Raw genomic sequence first — 16385 nt, forward strand, 5'->3', positions numbered from 1 at the left:
ATATATGATGAGTAAATAAAAATGGCACTAGGAAAGAATATAAAACCAGGTAAGAAGGAACCTTCAAAAAAGAAGGGAACCAAAACAATAAAGAAGGCAGACCCGATTGCAAAAGAAACCGAGCCAATAGCTGAAGAATTATCAAAACCAGTGGTGTCCGAACCAGAGCCAATTAAGCCTGCAATTGAAAACCCTATTCAATCACTGAACAAACTGAACCACGACCTGGAAAAAGATCAACAGATTGAAGAGCATAGTAAAATGCTGGTAGTCTTTCCTGTTGGAAATGAGGAATACGCCTTCGAGATAGCACAAATAAAAGAAGTGGTACCGGTTCCCCCAATTTCGTCACTTCCTCAAACCAAGAGTTATGTCAAAGGAGTTGCCAATGTACGGGGCAATGTACTCGCCGTAATTGATTTAGCTAGAAAATTTGGGTTGCAAAAAACACTGAATGACGATTATACTAATTATGTAATTGTCATTAAAAGTGAGGAAGTGAAAGTAGCAGTGGCATCCAATCAGGTGCCTGAGACCCTCATGATCAAGGATAGTCAAATTGATAATACCGCCGACATAATGAGAAAGTCCAGCAATGAACAGAATTTTATTAAGGGGATAATAAAAAAAGATAACCGAATGATCATTTTCATAGATGTTCTTGAAATGGTTGAAAATGAGCAAGCCGTGAATGCCTAAAGAAAGATAAGAAAAGAGTCTTAGAGCTGGCATTAACGCGGATTTAAAAATGAACCTAACTCCAATATTTTGACCAATTGGTCAACTCTCATATAAAAGGAGAAATGTTATGTTGAATAATTTAACAATACGGAGAAAGCTGATGTTCTTGGTGCTGGGTGTCACCATCGTTACCTATATATCAGCCCTGGGTTACGTTGCCATCACGATTAAGCAGTACGCACTAGATGAGGCGAAGAAATTAGCCGATAGCTATGCAGTCCAAAAGGCCAACGAAGTCAAAGCTAAAATGACTGACTATATGTCTACCTCTCAAACCATCGCTTCTATTTCTAGAAACTACCTTAAATATCCTATAGAAGAGCGAAGGGTGAGACAAAAAGAGCAGTTGTCAAATGTACTCGAAGATAACCCGGATTTGTCAGCCACTTGGATCAGCTGGGATTTGAGTGTAATTGACTCCTCCTGGACAGAATTTTATGGAAGAGAACGTCATGTATTCATTAGAACCGAAAACGGTGTTAAAATACTTTTCGAAGAGACTGATAGGGATAATCATGACCCCAATGGATTTTATTATTTAGTCAAAAAGGGTGGAGTAAGTACACTTGTTGAACCATATGTAATTGATGCCAAGAATCTCATCTCTTCTGAAACAGTCATGGGTACTTCAGTTGTTGCTCCAATTTTCATAGATCAGCAAATGGTGGGGCAGGCAGGCTTAGATATAGAAATAGAAGATTATGAAAGCCTGACAGAGTTTAAGATTTTCCAAAAAAGTCATGCATTTATATTGTCCAATAAGGGGTCAATTGTTGCTCACACAAATAGGGATATCGTAGGTGAGGACATTGAAAAATTACATTTCGATGCAGAATCAATTGGTAAAGCCAGGTTGAAAGTATTGGAAGGGCAGTTCACTTCATTTACTGCTTTTGATTCCTTTATTGATGGAGATGTATATGTCTCATTAGCACCAGTTGTTATAGGAAATTCAGAGACTCCCTGGTCGATCGGCACGGTGGTCCCCATGTCAGAAATATTGACTTCGGTAAATGCTGCACTGAACGTAACAGTTCTTGTTGGAATAATAGGATTAGTCATTCTTGTTATCATTTTAAGAAAAATCACGGGCAACATCACTGGTGCAGTTGACAAGTCCAACGAACTGTTGACACTTCTGGCCAAAGGCAGTTTGAATACCGATCAGAAACTTTATGTAAAATCTAATGACGAATTGGGCGTCATGGCCAAATCCATCAATACTTTGGTGGACGAATTGAAAAAGAAAGCGATTTTTTCTCAGGAGATTGGTGATGGCAATTTGGATGCAGCTTACGAAGTCTCAGGTGAAAATGACGTACTCGGTAATTCTCTTTTGAAAATGCGAGACAATCTTCAGCTTGTAATCAACGGGACCAATGATGTGATTAGAGATGCAGTGGAGGATGGTAATTTTAGTACTCGAGTGGTTGAAGAAGGAAAAAAGGGAGCCTGGTATGAACTTAGTGCATCGATTAATAACCTACTTGGGTCCTTTGTGGCACCACTTGTTGTTTTGAACCGAATAATCAAAGCAATGGCAGATGGAGATTTGACCCAACGATATTCAGATGAGACAAAGGGAGAAATCAAGGAAATGGCCGATAATTTTAATTTGGCATTAGACAATATTGATGGTCTTCTTGATCAGATATCTAAGAGTTCAGTAGTGGTGGACGAAGCTTCTGGAGAAATGAAGGTGACGACGGAGGAAATGACAACTAATACCTCAGAAATCGCCTCCGCCATTGCGCAAATGAGTAATGGTGCTCAAAACCAGGTATCCAAAGTCGATGAGTCTTCAACCCTGATTGAAGGTATATTGAACTCTTCTAATGAAATGGCCGGCAAAGCCGAAACCATCAACAATGCTGCAAATAAAGTAGCAGAGAGAAGTGAGAAAGGACTGGAAATGATGAATAAAGTCGTGTTCAATATGGACGATATTTCTTCTTTCTCATCCAAGACGCAAGAATCAATACAGGTCCTTACCGAACGATCCAAAGAAATCACAAGAGTCTTGAGTGTGATTACTGAGATTGCCTCCCAGACTAACTTACTGGCTCTTAATGCAGCCATAGAAGCCGCTCAAGCTGGTGATGCAGGTCGAGGGTTTGCCGTAGTAGCAGAGGAGATTCGAAAGCTGGCGGAGGATTCTAGAACTTCCGCCAAAGAGATTGAACTACTCGTAAGTGGAGTTCAAAAAGATACACAAGAAGCAGCCAATGTAATTGAAATAATGGATGCGAGTGTCAAGAATGGAAGTGAGGCCTCGGCAGAAGCCTCCGATGTTTTTAAGCAGATATTGGATTCAGCCAATGTCAATTTGGGCTATTCAGAAGAAATTCTCAACGACACCAAACTTCAAATTGGAGATATCAATGAAGTGGTATCTCTAACCGAGGCCATCGTAGTTATAGCAGAAGAAACGGCGGCAGGTACAGAGCAAGTCGCCAGCTCGGCCACAGAATTGTCTTCCGGTATGGAACTGTTTAATGAAAGAACCCAAAGCCTGGCTCATGTGGCTGAAACCCTAAAGGATGGTGTGAGTATGGTTAAACTCTCAGGCGCTGGAGAAAATACTGCAATATTTAAGATGAGGGAAGCCTTCGAACATGAAAAAATGCTCTTGGATGCGTTGCTCGATTACATGCCTGATCATATTTATTTTAAAGATCTGGAGTGCAAATTTATAAGAAACAGTGTGTCGCATGCCGAAATGATGGGAGTTAACGGGCCTAAAGACTTAATCGGGAAAAGCGACTTTGATTATTTCGGAGAGCATGCTCAAAGGGCTTATGACGATGAGCAAAATATTATAAAAACAGGTGAGCCCATATTGAACCTGGAAGAAAAAGTAGACAAAAATGATGGGTCCACAATGTATGTCTCAACCACCAAGCTACCACTTATAGACTTGGATGGTAACATTATCGGAACCTATGGAATTACCAGAGATATTACTGATACCAAACTGGCTATGATTCGCGAGTCAGAAATGAGACAAAACAAGATGAAAGAAAATCTGACTGTTGTTAAGAAGCAGAATGAATTGTTTGGTGATATAATGAATTATGTTGACTATAAAATAGCATTGGTCAATCATCTAGGAGAAATATATCTTGCAAATAATGCCGTTGCGGAAGACTTTGGGAAACCGGTCGGTAAAATTATTGGTAAAACAAACTTTGATTTCTATGATAAAGATTTTGCTGAAAAAGTGAAGCAAATCGAAGAAAAACTAATTGCAGGAAGGGAACCTGTCATCAGCTTGGAAAAAGTAAAACTTAAAGATGAATACAAATATTGGTTTATAAGAAAAGTACCTATTCTCATTCCGGAATTCGACGATTGGGGATTGTTGGTTATTCAAAATGAAGTAGAAGAAGATAAAGTTAAAGGGAAAGAATATATTTCACAGTTGAAACAGAAGTATCCAAATGTGGTTCTGGACATCTAGCCTGACATTGACTTACTAATTACCAAAAGTGACAATATGATAAAGAACATAACGGTAAGAAAAAAGATGATGATTTTCATCTTGGGGATCACGGTAGTCATTTACCTGATCACTTTAGGCTATATAGGATTTAGTCTGCGAGAAAATGCTATTGTAGAAGCCAGGAGATTGGCAGATACATTTTCTTCGCAAAAGGCTAATGAAATCAAATCGATTCTCAATGAAGATATGGCTGTCGCACGAGACATGGCGGCAATAGTGAAGGACTATACATATAAGCCTAAGGCAATCAGAGATAGCCTAAGAGAGTCTTTGATGGTGAATATTCTGAAGACTTATCCAAAGTATGATGCCGTATGGATGAGCTGGCAGTTGTGGGCAATACAACCAGGGTGGGAAAAAGAAAACGGCAGAGAAAGAGTAAACTTCTATATGAGAGACGGCAAAGTGAATCAATCTCGGGAGTTGGCTAATCTGGAAAAAGATCCTGACAGTGGCATTTATTATCATTTGAAAACCACCCCAAGCGAAAGCGAAAAGTTATCAGAACCTTATTGGTATTTGGATTACGATTACAGTTCAAATACACGAGATTCAATTCTAGGAATTTCGCCAACGGTTACCATTGAAGTTGATGGTCGGTTTGCTGGTGTTATTGGATCAGATATGACTTTAAGTGATTTTCAGTCCATGTCTGAAATTGAGTTTTTTGAAAAGGGATATGCATTTCTACTATCTAATGAGGGAGTTATAATTGCCCACCAGGATCCCAGCTTATATAGTTTGTCTATCGATACACTTAGTTTCACAAAATCAATAAATCTTAAGGAGGTCAAGGAAAAAATTGCCGAAGGTGAGCAATTTTCATACACGGTTTACGATGATACTTTTGGCGAAGAAGTATACGTTTCTTTTGCCCCGGTCGACATCGGTAAATCTAACTATCCATGGTCCGCCGCTACCATAGTTCCGGTTTCCGAAATTACGGCACCGTTTAACGTGACACTTCAGATTACTCTTGTTGTGGGACTCATTGGTTTGGCATTTTTATCATTCGTGATATGGAGTATTTCCAACCACATCACCTTGTCAATTGAAAGCTCGAATCATTTATTGAAAGATTTGGCCCTTGGTAAATTAGATCAAAATCAAAAACTGATTATAGATGCAAATGATGAGTTAGGAGAGATGGCTAGTTCAGTAAATGTACTGGTGGATGAACTCAGCAAAAAAGCAGAATTCTCGAGAGAAATAGGAGAAGGTAATCTAGAATCCGATTTTCAGGCCGCCAGTGATCAGGATAGCCTTGGACAATCACTTCTAAAAATGCGAGATAATCTTAAGAACGTATTGGATGAGACCAAAGAAGTGGTAGGCGTCGCAGGTGAAGAAGGTGACCTAAGTGCACGGATTCAAACCGAAGGCAAACAAGGTGGTTGGAAGGATCTAAGTGAAGCAGTCAACAAGCTGCTAAACTCTATATCCACTCCATTGATGACCGTTGATACTATTGCTAAAGCCATGGCTGAAGGTGACCTGACCAGAAGACTTACTGCTCAGTCTACTGGAGACATGGCCAAGTTGTCCAACAATCTGAATATGGCCCTGGATAATTTGAATGAGTTGCTAGCGAGTATCGCAGAATATGCAGATATAATTGATGAATCTTCCTCTGAAATGAATGTAGTCAGTGAAGAAATGAATACCAACACTAAAGAGATAGCCTCCGCTATTTCTGAAATGAGCAACGGTGCCCAAACACAAGTAAGCAAAGTAGATGAATCATCCAATCTTGTAGAAGGAATTCTTAGGTCGTCGAACGAAATGGGTGATCGAGCGGAGACAATAAATAATGCGGCCAAACTGGGCGTGACCAGTAGTGAGAAAGGGCTTGAAATGGTCAACAAAGTAGTATTCAATATGGTCGATATTTCCGAATACTCAGCAAAAACACAAAGCTCAATTAACGTTTTGATGGAACGTTCAACCGAAATAACAAGAGTTTTGGGAGTGATTACCGAAATCGCATCTCAAACCAACCTTTTGGCACTGAATGCCGCGATTGAAGCAGCTCAAGCTGGAGATGCAGGCCGAGGATTTGCGGTAGTAGCAGAAGAGATAAGAAAATTGGCCGAGGACTCCAGAAATTCTGCCAAGGAAATTGAAAAATTGATTAATGATGTGCAGTCAGATACCAAAGAGGCAGCAAGCGTGATCGAGATCATGGGTACCAGTGTTAAAAATGGAGATCAGGCTTCCAAAGATGCCTCTGACGTGTTCAAAGACATAGCCGATACTTCTGATAAAACTTTTAGCCTTTCTCAGGAAATTTTGCAGGGTGCAAAGCTGCAAGTTCAGGATATCAATGCCGTAGTGGCCATTACTGAAAATGTGGTGGTAATCGCTGAGGAAACTGCGGCCGGTACTGAGCAGGTGGCAAGTTCTGCTACTGAGCTATCATCGGGTATGATGGGGTACACAGAAAAATCACAAAAACTAGCAGATGTGGCAACCAAACTTAAAGAGGGATTGAAAAAATTTATTTTATCTAAAGATTAAACAGCAGCATATGTTCAAGAAAATAGCCATACGAAAAAAAATGATGCTCTTCATTCTGGGCATTTCATTAGTGATATATGTGGTGACATTGAGTTATGTCAGTATCACCCTTAGACAAAATGCAATAGTCGAGGCTAAAAAACTAGCCAATTCTCTGGCATTGCAAAAAGCTAATGACATAAAAGCCAATCTTGATGAAGGAGTCGCCATATCTCGGACCATGGCTGACATCATCAAGGACTATGTCTACCTACCTACAGAACAGCGTGAAGCAATGGATAGAAAACTTTTGGTAAATGTTTTAGACAATTACCCCGAGTTTGATGCGACATGGCTGAGTTGGGAACTTGAGGCAATCGACCCTAATTGGGATAAAAGTCATGGGAGGAGAAGGTCTACCTATTACTACGAAAATGGTAGATTGAATGAAACCATTGATACAGTTAATATGGACGGAGATGACCTCAATGGCATTTACTATAGACATAAAGTGCAGAAGCACGAAGGTATTACAGAGCCATACTTTTACAAAAGTTATGACAAAGAAGGGGCACAACAAATATTAGGAATTTCACAAAATGCCCCAATTCTACTTGACGGAAAATTCATAGGGCTTATTGGATCTGACCTTTCACTGGAGGATTATTCCGAAATGACTGAGTTCGACGATTTTGACAGAGGTTATGCCTTTCTAATGTCTAACAATGGAGCAATAGTGGCACATCCCGAAAAAGAACTGAGAACTAATCTAATTGATACCCTTGGCTTTTCTGCTGGCCTTGACGTAGACCTGAAGGAAATTATCAGAACAGGAAAGCATTATCTTTTTGGAGCACACGATGCCCGGTATGGAGAAGACGTATATGTTGCTATAGCTCCCATACCCATTGGAAGATCTGATTATCCATGGTCGGTAGGTTTGGTTGTGCCAGTGGCAGAAATTACAAAGTCATTTAATGCTACATTCAAAATAACAGTTATAGTAGGTATCATTGGCCTCTTTCTGCTGTCAATGGTTATTTGGCGGATAGCAAGCCAAATCATTTCATCGATTGAGAAGTCTAATGACTTACTTAAGGATTTAGCTTTAGGGGAACTAAACCAAGATAAAAAGCTGGATGTTGACTCCGATGATGAGTTGGGCGAAATGGCAGACTCAGTAAACGTACTTGTTGATGAATTAAGCAAGAAGGCCACTTTTTCAAAGGATATTGGAGAGGGAAACTTGGATTCAGGATATCAAGTGGCCAGTGCACGGGATGTACTTGGGCATTCACTACTCAAGATGAGAGATAACCTCAAAGAAGTCTTGGATGAAGTAAAAGAAGTAGTTGAAGAAGCTGGGGTAGCAGGAAATCTGAGTGCAAGAATCCAGACAGAGAAGAAGCAGGGTGGATGGAAAGACTTGAGTGAGTCAGTCAATTACTTATTGCAGTCGGTGTCTGCTCCGGTTATGGCAGTCAATACCATTGTGAATGCAATGGCCGAAGGTGATCTTACAAAAAGATTTAACGACCAGGCCCAAGGAGACATGGCACGTCTATCAAACAATCTCAACAAGGCCCTGACAAATCTCAATGAACTACTTCATAATATATCTGATAACGCGAATATCATAGACGAATCTTCGGCAGAAATGAGTGTGGTCAGTGAGGAAATGAACACCAATACTAAAGAAATTGCTTCAGCCATTTCTGAAATGAGTGGGGGGGCACAATCTCAAGTAGGCAAAGTAGATGAATCATCTAACCTCATTGAGGGCATATTGCGATCATCAAACGAAATGGGCGATCGTGCTGAAACCATAAATGAAGCGGCCAAACTAGGAGTAAGCAGTAGTGAAAAAGGATTGGAAATGGTTAATAAGGTAGTCTTCAACATGGTGGACATCTCAGAATATTCTACCAAAACACATGAGTCTATACAGGTACTCACTGAGAGATCTGCTGAAATAACCAGGGTATTGAGCGTTATCACAGAGATTGCTTCCCAAACCAATTTGCTTGCATTGAATGCCGCAATAGAAGCTGCGCAAGCCGGAGATGCTGGTCGCGGATTTGCCGTCGTGGCAGAAGAAATTCGCAAGTTGGCTGAGGATTCTAGAAATTCTGCCAAGGAAATCGAAAAGCTGGTGAATGATGTGCAGACGGATACAACCGAGGCCGCAAAAATAATTGACATCATGAGTAAGAGTGTTAGAAATGGCGAAGATGCTTCTAAAGAGGCATCAGAAGTGTTTAAAGAGATTTCTGACACTTCGGATAAAACATTTCGTCACTCCCAGGAAATTTTGCAAGCCACACAGATACAGGTTAAGGACATCAACGAAGTAGTGGCCATTACCGAAAATGTTGTGGTCATCGCAGAAGAAACAGCTGCGGGCACCGAGCAAGTGGCCAGTTCGGCTACAGAGCTGTCCACTGGAATGACAGGCTACACAGAGAAAATTCAGCGGCTAGCCAGCGTTGCTGAAGAATTGAAAGGTGGTATCAGCAAGTTTGTTCTATCCAAAGAAAGCAAGAATTAAACTCTACTAATCAAATGACCAAAATCATAGCTATAGTAAATCAGAAAGGCGGAACAGGCAAAACAACCACAACGGTGAACCTGGGTTGTGCACTTGCTAAAAAAGGGAAGAAAGTCTTGTTAGTCGATCTGGATGCGCAAGGAAATTTAAGCTATTCATTGGGGATATTAGAAATTGAAAAATCAATTGGTCAGGTGATTCTGGGAGAAATAAATTTTCGCGATATACTGATATCCCGAGAGGATTTGGACGTGGCTCCAGCTGAAATAGACCTGGCAGATGTAGAAATAAACATAGCAGGAGAACTGGCTAGAGAGTCGATCTTGAAAAAAATACTGGAAAGCGTTCAAGGATATGATTATATTCTGATCGATTGTCCACCCTCACTTTCTTTATTGACCATTAATGCACTCAATGCGGCGAGTCGGGTAATTGTCCCATTACAAATGGAAGTATTAAGTCTGCAAGGTCTGGATCAGATTATATCCACAATCAACCAGATCAAAGAAGTATTGAATAGCAAGTTGGAGATATTAGGTTTACTTCCTGTGATGGTAGATAGTAGAAGAAAGTTGAGTAGAGAGATTTTCGAACATATAGGGGAAAATTATGATTTCAAGATATTTGATTCAAGAATCAGAACCAATGTGAGGGCCAGCGAAGCACCATCTTTTGGCGAAAGCCTGATCAGCTACGCTCCTACATCAAATGGAGCAAAGGACTATATAGCTTTTGCCGAAGAAATACTAAAATCAAAATAACCAAAAAAATATAGAGCTGATGGCTTTAGGAAAGAACGTAAAGAAAGACAAACTGATCCCTTCAAAACCGAAGAAGGGGCAAAAAACGTCCAAAAAGGAGAGTGAAAAAAAATTGGCAATCAAGACACCTCGTGCAGCGACGTCTAAGTCGAAGCCAAAAAAGGCCGTGAAAACTGCTGTGAAAAAAGCTGTAAAAAAAGTCGTCGAAGAGCCTATACTGACTGCACCTTTAGTTGAGCCGCAGATTCTATCCAGACCCCAAAGAGCGTTACCATCCAACTATCTGACTAAGGAGGAAATGGAGGAACGGATAAGACTTAAAGAAAAATACGACCGTGAAATTTTACAACTTCGAGGACAGAATATTCAGCTTATTGTTTTTAAACTGGGCGGAGAGCGTTATGCCTTGGAGATTGACAAGGTTAAGGAGATTGTTCCTGCACCAGAAGTTTCAAAACTTCCTAGAGCCCCACACTACATGAAAGGAGTGGCAAATATTAGGGGAGAAGTCATGGTGATTATGGATCTCGAAGACAAATTCGAACTGTTTAAAACAGATGAAATTGAAGAAAAGAGTTTTACTCTGGTAATTAAGAACGACAGATTCAAGGCTGGCATTTTGGTGAGCGAGGTACCCACCACTCTTAAAGTGCTGGGGGATATAATAGAGAGTTCATCTGGTATTATGACCAATACAGTCTTAGACGAGACGTTTATAAAGGGTTTAATCAAGCAAGAGGACGGGATGATTATTTTGCTGGATATCATTGAATTAATCGAGAGCGATGAAATAAGAGTAATTGCCGAATCTGTAGAAGTCGGCAATTGATATGAAAAACATTAAAGTACTCATAGCGGACGATTCTGGCTTTATGCGGCTACTCATTTCGGATATCTTATCTGAGAATGACGGTATCAAGGTAGTGGGAGCTGCTGTCGATGGAAAGGATGCGTTGGTAAAGGTTAAAGAACTAAAGCCGGATGTACTGCTTTTGGATATGAACATGGGCGAATATGATGGCATTTATGCGGTAAAAAACATCATGAAAGAAGCACCCCTTCCGATTTTGATCCTTAGTTCAGTAGGCAATACCAATCTGCAGCCAATATTTGATGCCTTACAGGAGGGCGCCGTTGACTACCTTAATAAGCCTTCTAGGGGAAATGCTAAAATACGTCTTATAGAAAATGAGCTGATTCAAAAGATCCGAAGTGTAACACGTGCCAAACCAATGGCCGTAAAAGCAAGCACAAAAAACACCCATAAGCATACATTTGATGAAAATGGCAAATATGATCTCATAGTGATCGGAGCATCCACGGGAGGCCCAAGTGCTTTGGAAGAAATAATCGTATCTCTCCCATCCAATCTAAATGTACCTGTGGTAATTGGACAACATATGCCCTCCAATTTTATTGCACCTTTTGTTAAGCGTCTGAATAAGCTAAGTCCATTGAATGTAGTAGTAGGAAACAAGAATATCGAACCAAATCCAGGAACCATCATTATTGCTCCTGGTACAGGTAACATGGTACTGAAGAAAAAAAGGAAGAGTGTTGTCATTGATTTTACTGAGCGGCAATTCAAAGAATACAACAATCCATCGATCAATTCAATCATGTTATCTGCGGCTGAGGTATATGGTAACCGAACACTTGCCGTAATTCTCACTGGTATGGGCAAAGATGGAGTGGAAGGAATGAAGGCAATAAAAAAGGCCGGAGGCTACACCATAGCTCAGAACGAAAAGTCAAGTATTATCTATGGAATGCCAAAAGTGGCTGTGGAATGTGGTGCGATTGATAAGTCAATCGATATAAAAGAAATCGGGAGTTTTTTAGTCAATTGTTTATAAAAAAATAAGAAAACATTGAAATCCAAAGAATCAGAATATAGAGAACTCTTTCATGCCGAGGCATTGGAAAACTTCGAAGAATTGAATCGCTTGTTTACCGATCTGGAAAATGACCATAGCGATAGCCATGCAATTAATTCTATTTTCAGAATAGTGCATACTCTTAAAGGAAATGCGATGGGTATGGGGTTCAATGATATTGCCGAACTCACTCATGTGATGGAGGATGTAATGGGCTCAGTACAACAAGGATCCATGGCATTGAACAAAGACCTGTTTGACAGCCTTTTCAAAGCCAATGACAAATTAGGAGCCCTTATTGACGCGCTCAAAACAAACGAAAAGGTGTCCTATCTAGGGATCAAAACCAAACTGTTTGTACTCCTTGAAAAACACGTCAAAGCTGTAGAGATCAAAACTGATCAGGCACCGAAGGAAGAGACCCAAAAAGCAGTGGTAGAACCTGCTGTATCTCAGGAAATAGATGAAGAAAATCGCAAAGAAATGCTGGACTTCATCAAAGAAAAAGAAGCGGGAAGTCCATCAGAAGATGCAAGTAAGTATCAAGCGATGAAATCTGAAATCACATTTACGGATGTGATACAGATACCGGTCAAAAAGATGGATGAACTGATGACTTTGGTAGGCCAACTAATCATTGAACGAGATAGATTAATCACACTCAATAGTGAGGATGGCAAACGAACCTCTGAATTTGAAGGATTGCAACGCCTTACATCAGATCTTCAATATGGAGTAATGAATGCACGAATGGTCCAGGTCGGATTCTTATTCAATAAATTTCATCGCATAGTACGAGACGTCGCTTCTATTGAATCCAAGAACGTAGGACTGGTACTGCAGGGGACAGAATGTGAAATCGATAGAAACATTCTCAAAATCATGAGTGATGCCATGATTCATCTGGTCAGAAATGCTGTGAGCCATGGTATTGAAAATAGCGATTTCAGAAAGGAAAAAGGTAAGCCGGAAAAAGGAACCATTATTCTAAGTGCCCACTATGAAAAGGACAACGTCGTAATCGAAGTTTCGGATGACGGAAATGGTATTGATGCTAAAATTATCAGGAATAAAATTGTTGAGAAGGGCCTGGCAAGCAAAGAACTGGCCCAGCACCTATCTGATGATGAGGTGATTATGTACATATTCGAGCCTGGTTTTTCGAACGCAGAAAAGATTACTGAAATTTCAGGACGCGGAGTAGGGATGGATGTAGTAAAAAAGGCTGCAGAATCCATTGGCGGTCAGATCAAAGTTGATACGGAGGTTGGCATGGGTACCACCATCAAATTAAACTTGCCTTCCTCAATGGCCTTAAAAGGAGCCCTATTATTCGAATTGGAAGGTCAAGAGTATGCTGTAGCTCTTTCTTATACTGAAGCCGTGATTTCGCTGACCAAAAATGAAATCCACAGAATTACTGATGGCCTTATGGCACAATACCTTGATCAGACAATTCCGATTATATTTTTAAAAGACATTATCAATTTGGAGAGTCTATCAGACTGCCAAAAGGATGGTGCATTGCATCAATCCTTTGAGGAAACTGAAGAAGAAAAAAAGCTTGATGTTGTAGTGTTATCTTATGCAGGCAAGCTGCTTGGGGTTGTTGTAGATCGATTGCTGCAGCAAAAGGAAATCATTGAAAAATCAATGGTTCGCCCATTAGAAAAAATTCAACTACTAAGCGGAACCACAATTTTGGGTAACGGTAAAGTTTGCTTGGTTATAGATGTGACAACCATTTCAGATTTAATGTTTAAAACATTAGCCCAGAAAACAGTAGAAAGCGAAAATTAGATTTAAACTTACATACCATGTTCAATAATCTGACAGATAAGGAAATCGATGCCACCAACAAATTGCTACAATTTGGATTGTCAAAGGCTGCCAAGGCCTTTCAAGGTATATTGGGTACCGAAGCTTCATTAAAAAGTATTGATTCAGAATTGACTCGAATATCTGATGTACCACAATATTGTACCAAAATGGACAGCAAAACACATTTGCTGAAAACCGAGTTGGTTGGTGACCTAAAGGGATTTTGTCACCTTATCTTTACAGAAAATGAAGTTCAAAAGGTTCAGAACGCAGGACTGCCGGAAGAGGTGTTGCTTAATAACAACCCAGAAACCAGATTGATGAAACTCGAGTTTTTAACAGAAATAGACAATATGGTAGCGGGGTCTGTAATTACACAACTAGCCAACTTTCTTGATTTGGAAGTTTATGGTAACGTTCCCTCCTTGCATGTGATGCAGGCCAACGAGGTAAACAAATATATTCAGGCGGAATCCGTAGTTTACAATTCTAAAGTAGAATTTAGGGCTACCTTTAGTGTTCCCCATTTAGGAGTAAGTCCGGAATTTGTGTGGTTACTACAGGAAAATTTTATAGACAAAGTCAAAGCAAATGCAGAACAGGTACTAGCTAAGGAATTGATATAGCCCCAAAAAATTAATGGTAAATCCAATACAAACGTGATAGACAGTATATCAGATGAAGAGTTAGATGCCCTAATGCAGGCATTGAAAAATAGATATGGACTGGATTTCACTAACTACGAAAAAAAATCCCTAAAGAGAAGTATTGTTCGTCTCATGATGAAGCACAGGATGAGTTCCATGCTGGAACTCTGGGCCAAAATCTTGAAAGACAAAGAATTTTTTGAAAAAGGCATAGACGATCTCCTTGTTAATCTGACTGAACTCTTTAGAAATCCAGATGCCTGGATTGTGATCAGAGACAGTATCCTCGATTATTACAAGGCTAAGTCAAGGCTAAATGTGTGGCACGCCGGATGTTCTACCGGAGAAGAGGTTTATACTATGGCCATTGTACTTGAGGAGAAGGGAATGTTGCATAAGACCAAGGCGTTAGCAACAGACTTGAGCTCTATTGCATTGAAGAAAGCGAAGGCCGGCGACTACTCATTGATCATAGTAGAGCAGTACCTGAAACCGTTCCTTGCGTTTTATCCAAATCGAAAATTGGCAGATTTTTTTAATTTCAAAGAAAGTCATGCTACCATCAAACCCAGCTATCAAAGTCATGTCACCTTCGAAAGACATAATTTGGTACATGATGCCATGTCAACTAAGCATGACATTATATTTTGCAGGAATGTAATGATATATTTTGACGAAAAACTAAAGCTTCAGGTACTAGAACTCTTTTATGAAAGCCTTAATGACGATGGGTTTTTAGTCATAGGATATTACGATATTATGCCAGATAGTGGCAAGGCCTTGTTCGAAGTCTATGATGTGAAAACAAGGATTTACAAAAAAAGGAAAATTAAAAAGCAAAACAGATGAGCAAAAAAGTATTGATAGTAGATGACTCAATGTACATGCGTACTTTGATCAAAGATACCCTCAAGGCTGAGGGGTATGAAATCGTGGGAGAAGCACCCAATGGAGAAACGGCTATTGACCTGGCCATGGAGCTTACTCCGGATTTAATCACACTTGATAATATATTGCCTGACATGATTGGTACTGATATTCTCAAAGTATTCAAAGACCAGGGAATATCCTCAAAAGTTATCATGGTCAGCGCTGTAGGTCAGCAATCGGTCATCAACGAAGGAATTGAACTGGGAGCATCGGAATATATTGTCAAACCATTTACTTCAGAAGATTTGATCGCCGTAGTAAATAGAGTTGTCTGATTTCAGACCGGAGATTCAGACCTAGTGAAACACAATATCATAGCCTTCGGTCTCGAACTTGAGATATTTGGCTTTGTTGAATTGATAATGGAAAGCACCTTTTTTTGAGCTCGTCTTGTCCTTGGTCTCCAGTTTGGTCAGCAGTCCGGTGGCTAGAATCTTCTTACGAAAATTTCGATCATCAATCGGTTGGCGATAGATTTCTTGATATAGCTTAAATAGTTGAGGCAAGGTGAACTTAGAGGGAAGTAAGTTGAATCCCACTGGCCTCCTTCTTGCTTTCTCCTGCAGCTTGGACAAAGCATCCCCAACCATCTGTTTGTGATCCACCACCAATCCCGGAATTTCGTCGATAGCAAACCAACCAGCATGATGCTTTTCTACCAGTTCCTTGCGATGATTTCCTAATTGAATGAGGCTATAATAAGCAATTGAAATCACCCGATCCTCAGGATCTCTTTCCACCGAAGAGTAGCAGTGCAATTGTTCCAGGAAGACGTCATCCAGACCCGTAAATTCAGTAAGGATTCGGGAGGAGGCAGCCACCGCAGATTCATGAGGCTGAACGAAACTACCTATCAACGACCAGTGGCCAGCGAAAGGCTCAATCTTCCTCTTGAATAAAAGCACCTTTAACTTCTCCTCTTCAACATCAAAACCAAATATTACATTATCGACGGCCACCAAAATGGGCTCTGCTACTACGTAAGTTGAGATGTTTTCGTCAATCATGTATACAGAATTTATAGCGAAATTAACAGCTTAATTCATAAATGTAAAAATTACG

General features: G+C 40.1%; 12 protein-coding genes. 11 read left to right on the forward strand and 1 reads right to left on the reverse strand.

The genetic code is table 11. The features are described from left to right. Positions 1–21 precede the first annotated feature (21 nt). The 11 genes from ABJD64_RS21380 (at position 22) to ABJD64_RS21430 (ending at position 15598) form a co-directional block, all read left to right on the forward strand. Positions 22–699 carry a chemotaxis protein CheW gene (locus ABJD64_RS21380; RefSeq protein WP_348176438.1) on the forward strand — a complete coding sequence of 226 codons (678 nt, stop codon included), beginning with the start codon at positions 22–24 and terminating at the stop codon, positions 697–699. 109 nt (positions 700–808) lie between these two features. After that, complete coding sequence (locus tag ABJD64_RS21385) at positions 809–4201, forward strand: methyl-accepting chemotaxis protein (RefSeq protein ID WP_348176441.1); 3393 nt, start codon at positions 809–811, stop codon at positions 4199–4201. Positions 4202–4237: 36 nt separating this feature from the next. Then, entirely contained in the window at positions 4238–6760 is a 2523-nt protein-coding gene (locus ABJD64_RS21390; RefSeq protein WP_348176443.1) for a methyl-accepting chemotaxis protein, read from the forward strand. A gap of 10 nt (positions 6761–6770) precedes the next feature. Then, positions 6771–9287, forward strand: a complete 2517-nt coding sequence (locus ABJD64_RS21395) for a methyl-accepting chemotaxis protein (RefSeq protein ID WP_348176446.1) — start codon at positions 6771–6773, stop codon at positions 9285–9287. A gap of 14 nt (positions 9288–9301) precedes the next feature. Continuing rightward, positions 9302–10048 carry an AAA family ATPase gene (locus ABJD64_RS21400; protein ID WP_348176449.1) on the forward strand — a complete coding sequence of 249 codons (747 nt, stop codon included), beginning with the start codon at positions 9302–9304 and terminating at the stop codon, positions 10046–10048. Positions 10049–10067: 19 nt separating this feature from the next. Further along, positions 10068–10877, forward strand: a complete 810-nt coding sequence (locus tag ABJD64_RS21405; RefSeq protein WP_348176451.1) for a chemotaxis protein CheW — start codon at positions 10068–10070, stop codon at positions 10875–10877. 1 nt (position 10878) lies between these two features. Then, a complete protein-coding gene (gene cheB / locus ABJD64_RS21410; RefSeq protein ID WP_348176454.1) occupies positions 10879–11904 on the forward strand; it encodes a chemotaxis-specific protein-glutamate methyltransferase CheB in 1026 nt (341 codons plus the stop codon). A 15-nt stretch (positions 11905–11919) separates the two neighbouring features. Continuing rightward, positions 11920–13725 (forward strand): chemotaxis protein CheA, encoded by a 1806-nt coding sequence (locus ABJD64_RS21415; protein WP_348176457.1) that lies wholly within the window; start codon positions 11920–11922, stop codon positions 13723–13725. A gap of 17 nt (positions 13726–13742) precedes the next feature. Continuing rightward, a complete protein-coding gene (locus ABJD64_RS21420; protein ID WP_348176460.1) occupies positions 13743–14372 on the forward strand; it encodes a hypothetical protein in 630 nt (209 codons plus the stop codon). A gap of 33 nt (positions 14373–14405) precedes the next feature. Continuing rightward, the gene (locus tag ABJD64_RS21425; protein WP_348176462.1) at positions 14406–15242 is read left to right on the forward strand and encodes a protein-glutamate O-methyltransferase CheR; all 837 of its coding nucleotides are present in this window, start codon (positions 14406–14408) and stop codon (positions 15240–15242) included. Beyond that, positions 15239–15598 (forward strand): response regulator, encoded by a 360-nt coding sequence (locus tag ABJD64_RS21430; RefSeq protein ID WP_348176465.1) that lies wholly within the window; start codon positions 15239–15241, stop codon positions 15596–15598. The genes ABJD64_RS21425 and ABJD64_RS21430 overlap by 4 nt, the downstream gene beginning before the upstream one ends. A 21-nt stretch (positions 15599–15619) precedes the next feature. Here ABJD64_RS21430 and ABJD64_RS21435 read toward each other — a convergent pair whose 3' ends face one another. Continuing rightward, entirely contained in the window at positions 15620–16330 is a 711-nt protein-coding gene (locus tag ABJD64_RS21435; protein WP_348176467.1) for an NUDIX domain-containing protein, read from the reverse strand. Positions 16331–16385: the final 55 nt, after the last annotated feature.

The sequence above is a fragment of the Reichenbachiella sp. genome, assembly GCF_039944555.1.
In the GTDB taxonomy this organism is placed as follows: domain Bacteria; phylum Bacteroidota; class Bacteroidia; order Cytophagales; family Cyclobacteriaceae; genus Reichenbachiella.

What these genes read in the sequence shown, in the direction of transcription:
- ABJD64_RS21420 (WP_348176460.1), top strand. Translation starts at nt 13,743, where the DNA reads ATGTTCAATAATCTGACAGATAAGGAAATCGATGCCACCAACAAATTG.
- ABJD64_RS21380 (WP_348176438.1), top strand. Translation starts at nt 22, where the DNA reads ATGGCACTAGGAAAGAATATAAAACCAGGTAAGAAGGAACCTTCAAAA.
- ABJD64_RS21390 (WP_348176443.1), top strand. Translation starts at nt 4,238, where the DNA reads ATGATAAAGAACATAACGGTAAGAAAAAAGATGATGATTTTCATCTTG.
- ABJD64_RS21430 (WP_348176465.1), top strand. Translation starts at nt 15,239, where the DNA reads ATGAGCAAAAAAGTATTGATAGTAGATGACTCAATGTACATGCGTACT.
- ABJD64_RS21395 (WP_348176446.1), top strand. Translation starts at nt 6,771, where the DNA reads ATGTTCAAGAAAATAGCCATACGAAAAAAAATGATGCTCTTCATTCTG.
- ABJD64_RS21400 (WP_348176449.1), top strand. Translation starts at nt 9,302, where the DNA reads ATGACCAAAATCATAGCTATAGTAAATCAGAAAGGCGGAACAGGCAAA.
- cheB (WP_348176454.1), top strand. Translation starts at nt 10,879, where the DNA reads ATGAAAAACATTAAAGTACTCATAGCGGACGATTCTGGCTTTATGCGG.
- ABJD64_RS21405 (WP_348176451.1), top strand. Translation starts at nt 10,068, where the DNA reads ATGGCTTTAGGAAAGAACGTAAAGAAAGACAAACTGATCCCTTCAAAA.
- ABJD64_RS21435 (WP_348176467.1), bottom strand. Translation starts at nt 16,330, where the DNA reads ATGATTGACGAAAACATCTCAACTTACGTAGTAGCAGAGCCCATTTTG.
- ABJD64_RS21385 (WP_348176441.1), top strand. Translation starts at nt 809, where the DNA reads ATGTTGAATAATTTAACAATACGGAGAAAGCTGATGTTCTTGGTGCTG.